15 protein-coding genes and 1 tRNA gene are annotated in these 15,119 nt (G+C 56.3%); 8 read left to right on the forward strand and 8 right to left on the reverse strand.

The window, feature by feature from the left end; genetic code table 11:
• Together RDV48_21880 and RDV48_21885 are read right to left on the reverse strand one after the other, a co-directional pair.
• Positions 1-607 (reverse strand): hypothetical protein (locus tag RDV48_21880; protein MDQ7825465.1); only part of this gene is annotated, 607 nt, incomplete at its 3' end.
• Positions 608-729: 122 nt separating this feature from the next.
• Positions 730-1,062: a nucleotidyltransferase domain-containing protein gene (locus RDV48_21885; protein ID MDQ7825466.1), complete on the reverse strand. Its 333-nt coding sequence runs from the start codon at positions 1,060-1,062 to the stop codon at positions 730-732.
• A gap of 407 nt (positions 1,063-1,469) precedes the next feature.
• Between RDV48_21885 and RDV48_21890 the strand changes: the two genes are divergently transcribed.
• Positions 1,470-2,801: a hypothetical protein gene (locus tag RDV48_21890; GenBank protein MDQ7825467.1), complete on the forward strand. Its 1,332-nt coding sequence runs from the start codon at positions 1,470-1,472 to the stop codon at positions 2,799-2,801.
• Positions 2,802-2,819: 18 nt separating this feature from the next.
• On the opposite strand, the gene RDV48_21895 is transcribed toward RDV48_21890, so the two are convergent.
• The 3 genes from RDV48_21895 to RDV48_21905 all read right to left on the reverse strand — a co-directional run bounded on the left by RDV48_21895 (position 2,820) and on the right by RDV48_21905 (position 6,102).
• A complete protein-coding gene (locus RDV48_21895; protein MDQ7825468.1) occupies positions 2,820-4,352 on the reverse strand; it encodes a B12-binding domain-containing radical SAM protein in 1,533 nt (510 codons plus the stop codon).
• Between the two features lie 135 nt (positions 4,353-4,487).
• Complete coding sequence (locus RDV48_21900; protein ID MDQ7825469.1) at positions 4,488-4,793, reverse strand: RNA-binding protein; 306 nt, start codon at positions 4,791-4,793, stop codon at positions 4,488-4,490.
• Between the two features lie 181 nt (positions 4,794-4,974).
• A complete protein-coding gene (locus RDV48_21905; GenBank protein ID MDQ7825470.1) occupies positions 4,975-6,102 on the reverse strand; it encodes a HEAT repeat domain-containing protein in 1,128 nt (375 codons plus the stop codon).
• A gap of 235 nt (positions 6,103-6,337) precedes the next feature.
• Between RDV48_21905 and RDV48_21910 the strand changes: the two genes are divergently transcribed.
• From RDV48_21910 to RDV48_21920, 3 genes are all read left to right on the forward strand, one after another.
• On the forward strand, positions 6,338-6,532 hold the full coding sequence (locus tag RDV48_21910) for a hypothetical protein (GenBank protein ID MDQ7825471.1): 195 nt from the start codon (positions 6,338-6,340) through the stop codon (positions 6,530-6,532).
• A complete protein-coding gene (locus RDV48_21915; protein ID MDQ7825472.1) occupies positions 6,501-6,656 on the forward strand; it encodes a hypothetical protein in 156 nt (51 codons plus the stop codon). The genes RDV48_21910 and RDV48_21915 overlap by 32 nt, the downstream gene beginning before the upstream one ends.
• Before the next feature lie 74 nt (positions 6,657-6,730).
• The gene (locus tag RDV48_21920; protein ID MDQ7825473.1) at positions 6,731-7,498 is read left to right on the forward strand and encodes a hypothetical protein; all 768 of its coding nucleotides are present in this window, start codon (positions 6,731-6,733) and stop codon (positions 7,496-7,498) included.
• On the opposite strand, the gene RDV48_21925 is transcribed toward RDV48_21920, so the two are convergent.
• Positions 7,486-9,639: a glycosyltransferase gene (locus RDV48_21925; GenBank protein ID MDQ7825474.1), complete on the reverse strand. Its 2,154-nt coding sequence runs from the start codon at positions 9,637-9,639 to the stop codon at positions 7,486-7,488. The two genes, RDV48_21920 and RDV48_21925, sit on opposite strands and share 13 nt — an antisense overlap.
• A gap of 21 nt (positions 9,640-9,660) precedes the next feature.
• Positions 9,661-12,150 (reverse strand): hypothetical protein, encoded by a 2,490-nt coding sequence (locus RDV48_21930; protein ID MDQ7825475.1) that lies wholly within the window; start codon positions 12,148-12,150, stop codon positions 9,661-9,663.
• A 228-nt stretch (positions 12,151-12,378) separates the two neighbouring features.
• Between RDV48_21930 and RDV48_21935 the strand changes: the two genes are divergently transcribed.
• On the forward strand, positions 12,379-12,807 hold the full coding sequence (locus RDV48_21935; GenBank protein ID MDQ7825476.1) for a response regulator: 429 nt from the start codon (positions 12,379-12,381) through the stop codon (positions 12,805-12,807).
• A complete protein-coding gene (locus RDV48_21940; protein ID MDQ7825477.1) occupies positions 12,804-13,853 on the forward strand; it encodes a PP2C family protein-serine/threonine phosphatase in 1,050 nt (349 codons plus the stop codon). The genes RDV48_21935 and RDV48_21940 overlap by 4 nt, the downstream gene beginning before the upstream one ends.
• Positions 13,854-13,928: 75 nt before the next feature.
• Here RDV48_21940 and RDV48_21945 read toward each other — a convergent pair whose 3' ends face one another.
• Positions 13,929-14,156: a hypothetical protein gene (locus tag RDV48_21945; GenBank protein ID MDQ7825478.1), complete on the reverse strand. Its 228-nt coding sequence runs from the start codon at positions 14,154-14,156 to the stop codon at positions 13,929-13,931.
• An 82-nt stretch (positions 14,157-14,238) separates the two neighbouring features.
• On the opposite strand from RDV48_21945, the gene queC reads away from it, so the two are divergent.
• Complete coding sequence (gene queC / locus RDV48_21950; GenBank protein MDQ7825479.1) at positions 14,239-14,937, forward strand: 7-cyano-7-deazaguanine synthase QueC; 699 nt, start codon at positions 14,239-14,241, stop codon at positions 14,935-14,937.
• A gap of 35 nt (positions 14,938-14,972) precedes the next feature.
• Positions 14,973-15,043, forward strand: a tRNA-Gln gene (locus tag RDV48_21955).
• The last annotated feature ends 76 nt before the right edge of the window (positions 15,044-15,119 follow it).

Raw genomic sequence — 15,119 nt, forward strand, 5'->3', positions numbered from 1 at the left:
TCACCTCACGCTCAAGGCCGCAAAGGGAGCGCACCTCTGCAATGGCGAGCCACCATGACTCATTCTCAGGCGTCGCGACCCTCGAGAGAGATCTCAGGGCGCTCTTGGCAATCCTGCCCTGGAGATAGGCCTCACGGGTGAGGGGCAGCTTGCAGAGCAGCTCATAATTGTGCATCAGCTCCGACGATGTGCGCCCCGAGAAAGAGAGATGCTCCGTGGCGAACGATCCCATGGAGCGGTATCCTAACTGATCAACCCCTTTCGATTTAAGAATAACGAGAAGGCCGCCGAGCACAAGGTCCAGCGCCAGGCGGCCGCGGACTGCCTCACAGAGGGTGAAATCGATCCGGGAAGCCCGCTCATCCCTGTCGATTGAGCCGAAGGTGATGTCCCCGCTGAGCTTTTCGGCTTCGGGGATGAGGCCCTCCCTGGTGATCTTTGCCAGGCGTTCAGCTTTCCAGAGGGCTTCCCCGGGAAGCTCATAAGGCTCAGGGAGAAGGAGCATGTCCTCATAGTCCTGGGAAGACAGGGGATCACTGAGGTGAAGAAGCTCATCTTCATCGGGAAAAAACAGATCACAGATTATTTGGGTCTCATGTGTATCCATAACTACATTGTATCATATCAAATAAGAAATATCAAACAGGTCACCCTTCAAAAACCCACTCAAAGCAATGATAAAAGGCCATCACTGGATGCCATGCAGAGGGCCTGAAGGAGGCGGAGAGGTCAAAAATGACCCTGAAGGCCATTAAGGGCCGGCCAGCGAAGGGCCAGGCCCGTTTCCAGGGGGTTCAGATCCGGTCTGCCGCCGGGCGGAACATATTTTGAGCAGAGAAGAATTCTGCGAAATATCTGAGGATCCATAAGGAGGCCTCCCAGATCCATAAGGCTCCTGCCGGGATCCAGCTCCACCAGGAAATCAACTTCACTTCCCTCGCAGCGCTCATCTCTGGCAGTAGAGCCAAAGACCTTCACACTGAACGCTCCGTGGCGCCTGGCTATATCCAGTATCTGCTCCCGTTGTGATCGCAGTGATTCAAGAGTTATGGAGCTCCATATACAATCGGTTAAGGAGAAAAAGCTGAAAGGTTCAAAGGTAAATCAAGCCGGCCATGTAATTTCCTAATTACTGCTAAGAAAAAAGGAGGTTTACATGGCCAAACTTGACGAGAAAAGAATACAAGAGACACTGAATATCCTGCCGACAGAATGGACGGCACTCACTGGCTTGAATAGAGGACTCTTCTTCTGAGTTCCGGGCTTACCTCTCTCCTGAACACTATCTAGCTTCCCAGATGATTTTCACCAATTTTCTCACTTGCCGTCTCAATCAGTAAGAGCTGGAAACTCTAGTGTCAAGCTCCTTGAGGCTTTTCCTTGAAAACTCTCATATGCTTGTTTTCAGGCAGGAATTAAGGGAATGGCACCGCGTAATATCCATGAAAAGGAAAGGAGGCCCCGGGACAATGGGCCGCTTGCAGGTCACCGCCGACAGGCTTGTCATTTCTCAGGCATCTTTCAGGAAAAACCCTGTGTACCCGATAACTTACGTCCTCATGGGGCTGTCTCTTCTGGCGATGATCAGCCTGCTGGTCTCCTACCGCCAGGCGGCATCCGCGGCAGAGATGCAGCGTGTCTGGGATGCCATGAACTATCTGGTACTGATATGCACGGGCTCAATGTTTCTGCCGATGTTGCTCACCCCGTCGGCGGTATTTTCCAGGGAGAGAGGCACCGTGGAAATGCACATTGCGGGGGTAAATGCTTTCACCCTCTGCCGCCTGGAAGATATCAGGGAGCTGATGGTAAGGTCAGCAGAGCATACGGTGAGAGGCAAATACGGCTCCGGCGTCTTCTGGGCCAAGGAGATTTTCCTGGGGCTGAAGAACGGGAATTCGGTACCCGTGGCATCGGGAAGCGACTTCTCGGAGATGGATGCTCTCCTTGCCGAGCTTATCAAGTTCCTGGGGGTTACGGCCACGGACCTGACCGCGGGGGGTGCTGCTTCTGGGAGCACTGCGGGAGAGGCCGGTTTGGAGAGCCCCGCGTGGAAGGCTGCTTCGGAGGATACCGAGGGCGCTACGGTCTCTGAGAGGGCCGCCAGGATGTATTCCGCTGCCGGTGAAAGCCTCCCTGAAGTCATGGCAGGCCATGAAAAAGAGGAAGAAACGCTTCCCGCCGGCCGCTTCGATGCCGATACCCCGTTTTACCGTAAGCCCCTCTACAAGGAACGCTATTCCTCCCGGGTGGCACCTGTCATTGATAGGGTCACCTTGTCCCGGGAAAAGGGAGCCACTGTGTTCCATATCACCCCCGGCAGGCGCCTTATCCCGGTAATAGGCGCGGTAAAGGCCTGGACGGCTCTCTGCCTGCTCTTTGCCGCGTTCATTATTATGGGCCTTGTCTTCGCGGTGGGGTACGGCTCGGTGCAGGTCCTGTCCGACCCTTATTTTATAGGCTTTTCACTGCTGGGCATTCTGCTTGTGGCAGGATCGGTCCGCTCCGTTATCAAGGGGAAAGGAAAGCCCATGGCCATCGCGGTCAAGAAGGAGTGGCTCATCGTAAATATCTCAGGGGCAGCCCTCATTGAGCTTCCTCTCGACTCCATAATGGATATGAGCGCAGAATCCACCGGCGAAGGGGAGGCATTCCTCTCAATCAGGCAGAAAGACAAGACTTATTCGGTATGCAACTCCCTTACTCTCGCCACCTGCGAGTACCTCTACAGGGAAATCCATCGCCTCGCGGGGGAACTGCAGGGCTCTCAAGAGGAACATCAGGGAGGCAATCCCTCGTAGCCGGGAGGCAGAAAGTCATCATGAATTGAGGGGCAGGTCCTCGCAGGACTTTCGCAGAGATACGCGGCTTAAGAGGTCATCGGCAATCTTCTGCAGGTGGAAGCCGCAGATCGCCAGGGTCACAGCCTTGGGGAAAAGCTTCGGGCGGCGAAGCAGTGACCACGCGATGAGCTTCCAGTAGTATTTCCGGGAGTTTCCCACTACCCCGATATACCAGAAGGATTTCACCAGAGCCTTCAGCTCAACCCACTGGACTCTGGGCAGCTGTGCCGGCCGGTACTCCTTGAGAAAGGTAAGGATCCTCTCGTAGTATTCCTTGGGGGAATAGATGGTCCTGAGGATTTTGAGGTACCCTTCGATAAGGCTCCCTTTACTCATCTGGGGGATGAAGTTTAACGTGCCGTCCACATTGTCTCCCGAGCTTCCCTTGAGCAGGCGGTTCTCCTTCAGAAGGCGGCTGTGCAGTATGGTGCCGGGAAGGGCCGTCAGGATGCCCACCATGGCCGTGACGACGCCGCTTTTCTGTATGAAGCTGATCTGCCTCTCGAAGACTGAGGGGGGATCATTGTCAAAGCCCACGATAAAGCCTCCCAGGACCTCCATGCCGTGGTTCTGGATCTTCTTCACGATGGAGACAAGGTCGCGGCCCTTGTTCTGGAACTTGCAGCACTCATGGAGGCTCTCCTCGACAGGAGTCTCGAGGCCCACGAAGACTCTCTGGAAGTTGGCCTCCGCCATCGTTTTCATCAGCTCGTCATCATCGGCAAGGTCAATCGAGGCCTCGGCCAGGAAGGTGAAGGGGTTTTTTCTCTCCTGCATCCATTTCTTCAGCTCCGAGAGTAGGACCCTCACTTCCTTCTTCTTCCCGATGAAGTTGTCATCAACGATGAAGACCTGGCCGCGCCATCCCCTCTCATAGAGGGCGTCAAGCTCCGTCATGGTCTGGAGGGGAGCCTTTGTTCTCGGCACCCGGCCGTTCATGAGGGTGATGTCGCAGAATTCGCAGTTGAAGGGGCAGCCCCGTGAATACTGCACCGCCATGAAGGCATAGTCTTTCATCCTGATGAGGTCCCACTGGGGAACGGGAGTCTTATTGATGTCGGGACGCTCCTGGGAGGCATAGAGAGGAGCGGCCTCTCCCTTTTCGAGGTCCTCAAGGAAGCGGGGCAGGGTGATTTCAGCCTCGCCCAGCACAAAATGATCGACTCCTTCAAACTGATCATGGCCTGTCGTGAAAAGAGGGCCTCCGGCGACTACCTTTTTGCCGAGCTCCCTGCAGCGCGCGATGATTGGCCGCACAGAGTCTTTCTGGACGATCATCGCCCCGATGAACACGTAGTCGGCCCATGCGATATCACTGTCATTAAGGGGGGTGACGTTCATATCCACAAGCTTCTTTTCCCACGAGGGCGGTAGCAGGGCGGCAACGGTCAGCAGGCCCAGGGGAGGGAAGGCCGCTTTCTTGGAGATGAACTTGAGGACATGGGTAAAGCTCCAGAACGTGACGGGATACTGGGGATAGACCAGTAGAACCTTTGGATCCGCTGTCATTTAAGGAACCTCCTGAAGCTCTTTGATGGGGCGAGTGGATAAAATACGGCCACCCCGTTGAGCAGAAACCGGCTTTCGCGGTTCCGCCAAGGGGTGGCCGCATAATACTTGTTCAGGGCTTTGTGAGCCTGGAGGTTAGAACCTTCTTCTTCCTCCCCCGCCTCCCATGTCTCTCCTGGGGGGCCTTGAGTCGCTTCTTTCCCTCGCTTCGTTGACTTTCAGCGATCTGCCGCTGAGCTCCTTGCCGTCTAGGGCGGCGATTGCCGCTGTCTTTTCCTCGTCGTTGCTCATCTCGACGAAGCCGAAGCCCTTGGAGCGCCCCGTGTCGCGGTCGGTGATGATGCTCACCGATTCGACAGTCCCGTGAGCGCTGAAAAGCTCTCTGAGGGCGGTCTCCTCGATGTCATAGGGGAGGTTTCCCACGTACAGTTTTTTTGCCATTGTCTGGCTCCTTTCTCCAGTCTCCTGGAAGTACAATATACGGTGTCGCACCGGCGGTCATTCAAAAAAAACTTGCAACCGCAGGCCGTGAAAAAAGGAGCCTTAGGAGGAACGAAATTTTTCTTATTGAATAACTGCACTCCTATTATAACACACCCCGTCAAGTGGAGAGGAATGTTTTTTACCTTTTCGTCTTCCGCTCCATGATGCGGATTATGGCTATTGCTGCATCGGTGCGCACGAGTGCGCTCTCATCATCAAGGAGAGGGGAGAGCGCCTTGATATCATCAGCCGTTCCCACGTCCCCCATCACCCTTGCCGCGAATTTTCTCGCTATCTCGTCAGGGTCGGCCATGCTCACCAGGATGGCCTCTTTCGCATCAAGGCTCCCTTTCTTGACAAGGGCCCCTGCGGCTCTCAGCTTTACCATGTAATGGCTGTCATCCATGGCAAGCCTCAGGAGGCCCAGGCCCTTCTCGCCCCACGAGGGAAGAATGTCGGCAAGGTCGTAGCGGACCTTCCAGTCACGGTCCTCCAGCAGGCTTGAGAGCCTCTCATAGGTCTCAGGCTTGTTGAGCCTTCCCAGGCTCATCACGGCAGCACCCCGAGTGTCAGGATCGCTGCTCGTGAGGGCTGAAAGCAAAGGAGCCGTCACCTCGACGAAAGGAGGGAAATAGCCAAGGGCCAGGAGGGCCCGGCGCGCCGTTTCCTGGTCATCGCTCTTGAGGGACTTGAGGATAAGAGGAAGTGACTCCTTATCGGCGATTCTCCCCATGAAAAAGACCGCTTCCCGCCGCAGGGGGAGATCAGTGCTCTTCGCCGAGGAGCGGATGAAGGAGAGCCCCGACCGGTCGCCCAGCATGGCCATCGCCGCGGCGGCATAAAGCTTGAGAAGCCCCTCCTTTTCTCCGTAGTATTTCTTTACGGTGAGGAGGTCAGAGAGGCGCCCCGATTCGCCGATGACCTGGAGGGCATCACCCTGGACCTCGGGGGAGTTTTTGGAGAGGGCCTTGGCGATGAGGGCCTCGATGCCGCGGGCTTTTGACTTGCCCATTGCCGCCAGGGCTCCCGAGACGACCCACTGGCTTCTGTCATCAAGCGCTTCGCTCAAGAGCGGGATGATTTTTTCCGAGTTGATGGTCCAGACATACCCTATGACGCCCCGCCGCGCATCGGCGTCAGAGGCATGCTGGGCAGCCTTGAGCAGATCCCAGCATTTTTTTTCCAGCGCATCTTCGGCCCCTGCGCGGCAAGGCATGAAAAATGAGAGGATCATGGCGAAGACGAGGGCTCCATGGCGGATCTTCATAGGCTCACCCCTTTCATCGTGATAAGCATAGCAGGAATCCGGTAAATTTCTTTCTTCCCGGCGTTCCTCCTGCAAGAGAGGAGAAATCCCGCCCCGTCAAGAAAACGAAGGGCCTCAAGCAGTCCGGGAGGAGCCATGGATTTTTTCCACCTTCTCGCAATGCGGTGCGCACCGGGCCTCTACCATCCAAAGGTGCGCGAGGGCATCGAGGTGCATCCCATGGAATCGGCCCGCCATGGACTTTGCGGCGAGCCCCTGGGCGCAGGAGTTCATCCGGGTGCCCCCCTTCAAGGAGGATATGCATGCCCTCCTCTCATCAATCCCGGTGATGGGAATGCTCTCTGCCGGGGAGCTCAATGTGCTTGTGTCGGTGATGATGGTGAGGAACTATGGCCGGAATGAGGTGGTGGAGCGCCAGGGAGGGCACTGAGGAAGGCGAGCTTCTTGTCCTCAGCAGGACGGACTTTGACGATATCATGAAGACGTCGCTTCATGTCCGCCAGCACCTCATGGAGCTCTCCTCAAGGAGGCTCCGCTCAAGGAAGGTATCATAAAAAGGGGAAAAGGACCGCCTGGCAAATATCTTCATGCATGCCTGTGGGAGCGATGAACGGAGGGATGGCAGTCCATGGGAGCACAGGAGAAGGAGCAGGCAGGAAGGGCCCCGGCGAGCCTTGACGATTATTTCGGTTTCGCGTTTATTCCCCTCAACAGGAAGGAGTTCCTGAGAATACAGGGCGACCTTCTTGAGAAAGTGGAGCGGGCCCTTGCCGCCATGGAGGAAGACCTGGCAGGCAAGCTCCCGAGGGAGGCCGCGCTCCTGGGAGCCATGCTCAAGATTTCATCGTGGAGGAGCCTGCGGGAGAGCCTGAAGTCCTCCATTGAGCATATGGAAGAACCTGAAATGATGGAGAAGGATCTTTACCGCTGCGCCGTCATCTTCTACCGCGACCTCGATCACCCTTACTGGAGCACCGAGCAGTTCCAGTTCCTCCTCCATCTGAACCAGCATATCCCCGCGTACTGGGCAGGCTATGGCACATGCCTCGTCATGATGCAGGACCAGGGATTCCTCGAGGAGTTCAGGCTTGAGGAAAAGGCTGCAATCGCCTTTCTGCAGGCCGCCCGCCTCGCACTTGCCCATCTTTTTAAAAAGACGGCCCACGGCACGGCCTTCCCACCCGGAAAGCTCGCCGCCAATGCGGCTCTCTATTATCACAATGCCTGTGAGCTGTCGCCGACGGAAGATCTCGAGCAGGTTGCGGCTCTCTGTGACGAACTCAAGGATAATGAGGCCCTCCAGCAGTACGAGGTCTTCTCCCGCGAGCGCCTCCCGGGACTCCCCGAGGGGATCTGTGAGGAGCTGGAGGCCGCCCTGGCCATTCAGATCGCCTGAGGACCCTGTTTCCCGCGGATCTTTTTCATCTCCTCCCTCAGGGTCTCACCGTAATAGCATTGCGAGAGCTTCCGCTCCAGGTCCGTAAGGTCTCCGCTGCCGTTTTTCACGCGCCTTTTCCATTCCCTCTCGCGGCACTCCCTCAGGAACCTGTTGCAGGTCCACCACCCGGTGACGAAGGAGAGGGGGTGAATGCCAGTGGCGAGCCGGACCTGGAGATGGGGGTGTTTCCTGAAGTAAATGAAGGCTGACCGGGCAAGCTCCCGGGCCGTCCTCTCTATTGAAGGGAAATCCTCCTCGTTTTTCCTGGGTTTGTAGTGGTAAACCAGGGCCTCCATGTTGAACCGTACCGTGAGGCCTCTCTCCCTGAGGCGCCATCCGGCCTCGTTGTCCTCAAAGCCGTATTCCTTGAAAGTTTCATCAAATCCCCCTGCCTCGATGAGTTCCTGGCGCCCCACCGATACGTTGCAGGTGCAGAAAAAGGCCTGGGAGAAGTCCCGGAGCTTTGCCTTCCCGTCGCGGGGAAAGGAATGGGTCTCGATATTGATGATGGGGCCTCTCACGATGGTCCTGGGATAGCGCCGGTGATAGCCGGCATGCTCCGAGATGAACCAGGGGGGCGCCAGGATGTCGTCATCGACAAAGATCACCACTTCTCCCGCCGCTTCGCTGATGCCGAAATTCCGGGCCCCGGCCCTCCCGCTCCAGGATCGGGGGTAATACCTGAGCCTGCATTTTGTAGAGAGGGCTGCCACCATTTCTCTGGTCCCGTCGTCAGAGCCGTCGTCTATGATAAGCACCTCGTAGCCCCTCGGGGGATAGTCCTGGCTGTCAAGCGTTGCAATCGCCGCCTTCAGGATGTCCCTCCTGTTCTTTGTGCAGATGATGATGCTGTAATAGGGCTTTTCGCTGTCGTAGCCCGCCTTCACCGCCCTCGCAAAGGTGCCGATCATTCTCTTTGTCGTGCCTTCGAAGGGGTCATAAAGGCTCTCAAGGTCGCTCCTCATCTTTTTTATCCTCTCCTCATCCCTGAAGAGCTCCCCGATTTTTTCCGCCACCTGTGACGCCTTCATGACCCCGATATATTCAGGCACCACTTCACGGCAGGCGAGCATGTTGGGAAGGGAGACCCATCCGGTGAATTGCTCCGCCATCCTCCTCAGGGCGAAGGCCTTGATCTTCGGGCCAAGGAGGGGGATGGCATCAAGGAGGCCCACAATCCCCTTGTAAGGAAGATCTTCAGGCTTGTTGAGGGGAAGGAGGACCAGCATGGGCTTCCCCAGGCACCCGGCTTCCCCCGTCTTGGTGCCGGGTATTGTCACTACGAAGTCAGAACGGGCCATCTCCTGGAGATGGTTCTCGTGCACAAGGGTAATGGCTGTTGCGTCATCGTGAAAGAAGAGCTTCTTTTCCCCGTCAATCGTTCCTTTCAGCCCGCCGAGCTCCCTGAGAGGCTCAATGGTCCCGAGGTTCATCAGCTCATCCCAGTCAATGAAAGGAGAGATGAGGGCCTTGAATTTCAGGCCGCCATGGGCCTTCTGCAGTAACGCCGCGATTTCAAGATAGAAGGGCATCAGTGAGCGGACCTCCCTGAGCCGGCTCCCCGGCATGAAGCAGATTGTTTCAGGATGACGGGGGGAAGGAGGGATCTCGCATCCCGCGCAGGCCTCCATTACGTGATCCTTGAGAAGGTCGCCTACGATGAATATCTTGGTAGCCTTGATTCCGCGCCCCTCGAGCACGGCCCTGTCGTTTTCCGTTCTGACGAAATAGCCGCGGTACCAGCGGTCATTGCTCCTGTTTCCCCAGAGATAGGCCCAGGCAGAGATGCGCCAGCGCCTGGCAAGCCACGCGGTGTAGGTAATGTCGCCGCCCAGGTAGAGGAGCTCCTTGTGGGTCTTGTCGCTTCTGTCAAAGAAGAGAGAGATAAAGCGGCTTTCAGGGATCACCTCGTCCACTTCGGGAATGCTGCTGATGACCTGCTTTTCCCTTCCCGAGGCGAATGTGCACGGCAGCACAATTACCGACACCTTGTACTCAGGGAGGAGCTTCTTGATAGTTTTCACGACAGGCATCAGCCATCCGGAAATTTCTCCCGGGCTGTTGGCCGAAATGTAGATTCTCTTTTCCCCTTCTTTCATCACCTGCTCGGATCCTGCCCTTTATCGCTCCCTGGTGAGAGCTGGTGAGGCCTTGCCTCCCTTGCGGGAGAGTTTTCCCAAGGCCGGTTCTGCCGCTTTTTTCCCTTCCTTGTGGGAGGATTCAAACTGCTGGGTGAGCTCTCCGTCCTCCCAGACAAGGGTGCGCTCGATATCGGCGCGGACGCTCGTGGCCCTTATCCTGTAGTGGGTATTCTGCTCTTCGTCAAGAAAAGCGAGAAAATTAAGTATGTCTCTTTTCGGCTCGCCGGGCTTTTCGCACTCATAGGTCTCCTCGCGGACCATGATGACCCTGTCCGGCGGAGTCGTGCCGTGGGCAAGGCGCTCATGGATATAGGTGTTTACAAAGCAGCGGAGCTCCTGGCGCCCTTCCGTAAAGAAATCGAGCCACCGGTTCGGCTCGGAGAAAAAGTCGGAAGGAATCTTTTCCGATTTCTTTCTTGAGCGGATAAAGCGGTCCGTTGCGAGCTCCTTGACGGCCGTGGTCTCCCTGTATTCGCTCTCCATCTTCCTGCGGACTATCTCGGCCGTCTCCTCATGTTTTTCAAAGCTTCTTTTCAAGCTCTTCTCTTCCACGAGGTGCTCTTCCGCGTAAGTCTTTTTCTGGCTGTATCCCGTCTCGAACAGGAAGCCCTGTGCAGGGGAATAGTTCCGGGTTTCCTCGATGACGCAGCCGGGAGGGTGCTGATAGGTGAAGGTAACGGCCACCTCGCCGTTTTCAAGCTTTTTTACGTCACTGGGCTTTATCCACCGGTAGTCCACAAGCTTCTCAAAGTGGTAGATCACATGCTTTGATTCACCGAATTCGTTCTGGACACTGTCATAACCATAAAGAATGATGCCGGGAAGCATGTGGGTGACTTTCTGCACCAGGGGAGACGAGGGCGATTCATCCAGGGGCGCCCTCAGATTGCTGTGGATGCCCGTTATCGTGTTGTCGCTTTCGAAAAAAGTCCTCTGCTCCCACTGTATGCGGGCCTCGGGGTCATGGATGGCCTGGGTGAGGACATGGGGGTCCCTGCTCGAGAGGCTCCTGAAAAGCGGCATGCCGGAGGATGTCAGGATCTGGGAGGAAAGATGGTATTCCCTGCCCTCCATCTCCTTGATATGCATCACCGCGTGGCCGGGTATTTTCAAGCTGCTGTTTCTTCTCAGCAGGGCAAACCCCTGACTGAGAGGGGCCCATTCAGCCTTTGATTCGATAAGGACCTTTGCAGCCCCTTCGTATCGCTCCAGGATGGTGTGCTCCCTGAGCCCCTGGAGGCCGAGGATTTTTGCCGAAGAGAGGTGATGAAGGGCGACGGTGCTCAGTTCCGAAAGCTTTTCAAGAGAGCCCTGCTCAGAATAGGAATAGAGAAAGCGCCTCTTCAGGTCCATGTCCCCGGAGCGGTGGAGCTCCACCGACAGCTCTCTGAGCGTGGCGCCCTCGTAAAGGAACTCTTCCACCTCTTTCATCGCCCTGCTGGTTCTCTCAATGGTTTTTGCGGCAGTCTGCCCATTGCGGTCATGGACAAGGATCTCCATGGTGGTCGCCCCTGAAGAATCACTTGACCAGTAAACCCTGGTCTCTTTCCCTGTCTTCTCGTCAACGAGCACCTGGGGATTGAGGAACCTGCCGTCGCTGAGCGTTCGGGTAAAGCCCTCTCCTTTCACATGAAAGTAATTTTTTCCCTTGTCATAGAGCACGTCGAGGGAGGCCTGTCCCTCCTTTCTAGGCTGGAGGCGAAAACGGTAGTGGCTGTCGTCAACCTTCTGCTCATCGACTTCATCATAATCAGAGAGGAGCAGGACCGGCGGGGGGCCGCTCCAGGGGTGGAGGGGAGGTGTTCCAAGGATGCTGAAGACGGTCTTTCCCTCTGATGGTTCGGCGGCATCGCAGGCCTGTCGCTGAGAGACTGCCTTTTCAATCCAGGGCGGGGCAATTCTGAAAAAGAGCGAGAGAAAGACCTCTTTGAGGGGATCTTCCCACGCCATGGCGGGCTGACTCGTACCGGGCCCCTCTCCGGGCAGCAGGGGTGACCCGCCGGGAGAGCTCAGGGAATGAAAGCCATGGGCGTCTCTTGATGAGAAGGGCACCTGGCTGTCGCCTGATGCCCTCTCCGAAGGAGGGTGCACCGGCATGTTCTGGATGAAATATGAGCAGAATCGATTATAGTGGTCTACGAATATTTTCCTTAAAGGCTCGCTGGTGAGGGTGCCGATAAGCTCCTTGATCTTGATAAAGGAGCTGTAGTCCACGGCGAGCGTGCCGAGGGGGAATGCTTCGGGTATCCGGTCCTTCCCAGCTTCCGGGCTTCCCTCTTCCTGCTGATTGTCCTCGAAGAAGCGTGAAAAAGGGGTAAGTGACGAGGCTATGGTCTGGTGGAGCGCAAGGTACTGGGTGCTCCTGCGCATCCGGGCCAGATTCTGGGTCTCGGGAATGCTCGGCTCTTTCGTCTGGGCCTGCTGAGCCTTATAGAGAGCGCCCTGTTTTGAATACTTTTTTTCTGCCATGACACGTCCTGCAGGAAGATGTACAAGGGAATTCTCATCGGGGGGGCGAGGTTCCTTCATAAAGGGCAGAAAGGGACTTGGAGCGAACTCCGGCAGGCACGAGGCAGCGAAGGCATGTTTCACGTGGAACGCTGACGGTCTCAGGAACAGTTCAAATGCCTTGTGAGCCTTGGGAGGAAAAAGAGGAACTGCAAGGAATTCATGGGTAACTGCAGAAAGGGGCATGCCATGGGTAAAGAAAGAGGCTCCCTGAAGGGGATCACCGTACTTGTCTGCGAAGACAACAAAGTCAGCCAGATGCTCGCACAGCGTATCCTGGAAAAGCATGGATACAAGGTGCTGATTGCAGCCGATGGGAAGGAGGGCATCGAGGCTTACTGCGGCAACCCGGTAAGCGTTGTCATCATGGATCTTCACATGCCTGAGAAGGACGGCTTTGAAACAGCCAGGGAGATAAGGGCCATCGAAGCGAGGGATGGAAGGCGCCGCGTTCTCATTGCCGCCATGAGCGCCTCGAGCGAGTCATGTGAGAAGCAGAACTGCCTTGACGCAGGGATGGATGCCTATATCGCCAAACCGATCCGCATAGAGGAAATCGAGCGCCTGCTGATGGGATCCATGGAAAAGAGTGCCGTGCCTCCGGAGGGAGCGGAATGATCTCCAAAAGGGATATCGATATTCTTGAGCAGACCATCAAGCGTGAGGAGGAGGCCCACCAGCATTTCTCCACCACCTCCAAGCAGCTGAGAAATCCCTCGCTTGCCTCTCTCTTCGAGAGCCTTGGCGAAGAGGAGCTTGAGCATATGAAGCTCCTTGAGCTTCAGCTTGAGAATATCAGATCAGGCACCGAGAAGCCCGACGAAGTACCTGTCAAGGGCGAAGCGAAAGAGCATGACGATATCCAGGTGGCGCGCAGGGCGGTAAAACTCTTTTCCGACAAAGCAGAGGAGCTGTGGAAAAAACAGCTGAGCTTCCAGCAGGAGATGGAAATTGCGGGGGAGATCCAGGCCAACCTCCTGCCGCGCTCCATGCCTGAGGTGGACGACCTCGAGATTGCTGCCACTTTTCTCATGTCCAGGAAGGTGGGCGGCGATTACTTTGACTTTTACCTGAATAACAAGAAACAGCTTTTCTTCGTGATAGGCGACGTGATGGGGAAGGGTGTGCCTGCCGCGCTCCTCATGACATCGCTGCGCGTGCTGTGGAGAAACGGGGCACTCCAGAACCTTTCGCCCCGCAAGATTGTCGAGCGCATCAACGAGGGGAGCGTTGAGGACTTCAGGGTGAACGGGAGCTTCGCGACGCTTTTTTCCGCCTGCTACGTGCCTGTAAAGTCATCACTGTGGTTCTGCAACGCGGGGCACGACCCGCCCTTCTACCTCCAGAAGGGAAGGAATGAGAGCCTCTCTCTCACGACACCGGGCATGGTCGTGGGTATCAATCCTCATGCCGCCTATCAGCAGAAAGTGCAGAAAATGTCCCCGGGGGACCTGATCCTCTTTTTCAGCGACGGTCTCTGGGAAGTGACGGATCCTGAGAAAGAGGGGCTTTATAACAGGGATAAAGTCTCGAAGCTTCTCCTGGAGCACCGTGAAAAGCCTGCCGAGGAGATCCTGGCGCTCCTCCTCTCCCAGATGAAGGGCCTCAGCGGGAGCATCCCGCAGCGCGACGACGTGACGCTCATTCTCATGAAGAAGCGCTAGCCTCTTCAGGGGGCTTGGTGCCGCATATCACGCCGGCAACCTGCTTCCACCCATAAGTAGAAGCGGTGAGCATGCCTAGGGGGCGTTGGAAGGAGGGGGGGGCGGATCGCTGTCCTGTTCTTCCTTGCCGGGAAGTGACAGGATAAAGCCCAGAAGAAAGATGATGGTGCCGCATATCACGCCGGCAACCTGCTTCCACCCGAAGAAAAGGGGTGCAGCGCCGATTCCGAGGGAATCGGCAAGAAGTGACATGGCGAGGAGGAGAAAGCCTGCACATGAAAGCGCAATCCCCAGGAGTCTCACGGCGCCTCCCTCTTTTAAGTGATGCTTCAGAAGATTCAATGGAGGAGTATGAAATCCTCTCCTGGAGGGGAGAAAGGGGAATCTGATGAAAAAGGCAGTAATACTCTCAAGCGGCGGGCTTGACTCGACGACCTGCGCCGCCATAGCAAAAAACGAGGGCTTTGAGCTTTACCATATAAGCTTTGACTATGGGCAACGCCTCCGCGTCGAGCTTGAGCGCGCCAAGGCGGTGGCCCTGCATTTCCAGGTCCGCCATCACCTCATCATCACGGTGAATATGCGCGATATCGGCGGCTCAGCCCTCACCTCCGACATCCCGGTGCCCAAGCACAGGGATGCCGGGACAATGACCTCATCGATCCCTGATACTTACGTGCCTGCGAGGAACACCATCTTTCTCTCCTTTGCCCTTGGCTGGGCCGAGGTGATAGGCGCCGAGGATATCTTCATAGGGGTAAACTCCATCGACTACAGCGGCTATCCCGACTGCAGGCCCGAGTATATCGAGGCCTTCGAGAGGATGGCCAACCTCTCGACGAAAGCTGCCGTGACCGGTGCCATGCGATTCCGCATCAGGACGCCCCTTGTGAATATGACAAAGAAGGAAATCATACAGACCGGCATTGCACTTGGTGTCGATTATTCCATCACCCACAGCTGTTATGACCCCGACCCGGAAGGGAGGGCCTGCGGTTTCTGCGACAGCTGCCAGCTGCGCCTCAATGGCTTCGCCGGAGCGGGCCTGAGTGACCCTGTCAGGTACGTAGAAAAAGGATATTGACAGAGGCAGGGGAATTCTCTATAATTGCTCCAGGATGAGGCGTCGCCAAGCGGTAAGGCAGCGGACTTTGGATCCGCTATCCCTGGTTCGAATCCAGGCGCCTCAGTTTTTATTTTCCGGCGGTCATTTCCCCTGCACGCCCTCCAGCAGCTTGAACAGCTCCTCTTTCGGTTATTCTTTCT

It is taken from the genome of Candidatus Eremiobacterota bacterium (assembly GCA_031082125.1).
Classification (GTDB): domain Bacteria; phylum Vulcanimicrobiota; class CADAWZ01; order CADAWZ01; family Ess09-12; genus Ess09-12.

Excerpts from the sequence above, each read along its gene's own strand:
- RDV48_21915 (MDQ7825472.1), top strand. The coding sequence starts at position 6,501 with ATGAGGTGGTGGAGCGCCAGGGAGGGCACTGAGGAAGGCGAGCTTCTT.
- RDV48_21910 (MDQ7825471.1), top strand. The coding sequence starts at position 6,338 with ATGGACTTTGCGGCGAGCCCCTGGGCGCAGGAGTTCATCCGGGTGCCC.
- RDV48_21925 (MDQ7825474.1), bottom strand. The coding sequence starts at position 9,639 with ATGAAAGAAGGGGAAAAGAGAATCTACATTTCGGCCAACAGCCCGGGA.
- RDV48_21890 (MDQ7825467.1), top strand. The coding sequence starts at position 1,470 with ATGGGCCGCTTGCAGGTCACCGCCGACAGGCTTGTCATTTCTCAGGCA.
- RDV48_21920 (MDQ7825473.1), top strand. The coding sequence starts at position 6,731 with ATGGGAGCACAGGAGAAGGAGCAGGCAGGAAGGGCCCCGGCGAGCCTT.
- RDV48_21930 (MDQ7825475.1), bottom strand. The coding sequence starts at position 12,150 with ATGGCAGAAAAAAAGTATTCAAAACAGGGCGCTCTCTATAAGGCTCAG.
- RDV48_21935 (MDQ7825476.1), top strand. The coding sequence starts at position 12,379 with ATGGGTAAAGAAAGAGGCTCCCTGAAGGGGATCACCGTACTTGTCTGC.
- RDV48_21895 (MDQ7825468.1), bottom strand. The coding sequence starts at position 4,352 with ATGACAGCGGATCCAAAGGTTCTACTGGTCTATCCCCAGTATCCCGTC.
- RDV48_21905 (MDQ7825470.1), bottom strand. The coding sequence starts at position 6,102 with ATGAAGATCCGCCATGGAGCCCTCGTCTTCGCCATGATCCTCTCATTT.
- RDV48_21940 (MDQ7825477.1), top strand. The coding sequence starts at position 12,804 with ATGATCTCCAAAAGGGATATCGATATTCTTGAGCAGACCATCAAGCGT.
- RDV48_21900 (MDQ7825469.1), bottom strand. The coding sequence starts at position 4,793 with ATGGCAAAAAAACTGTACGTGGGAAACCTCCCCTATGACATCGAGGAG.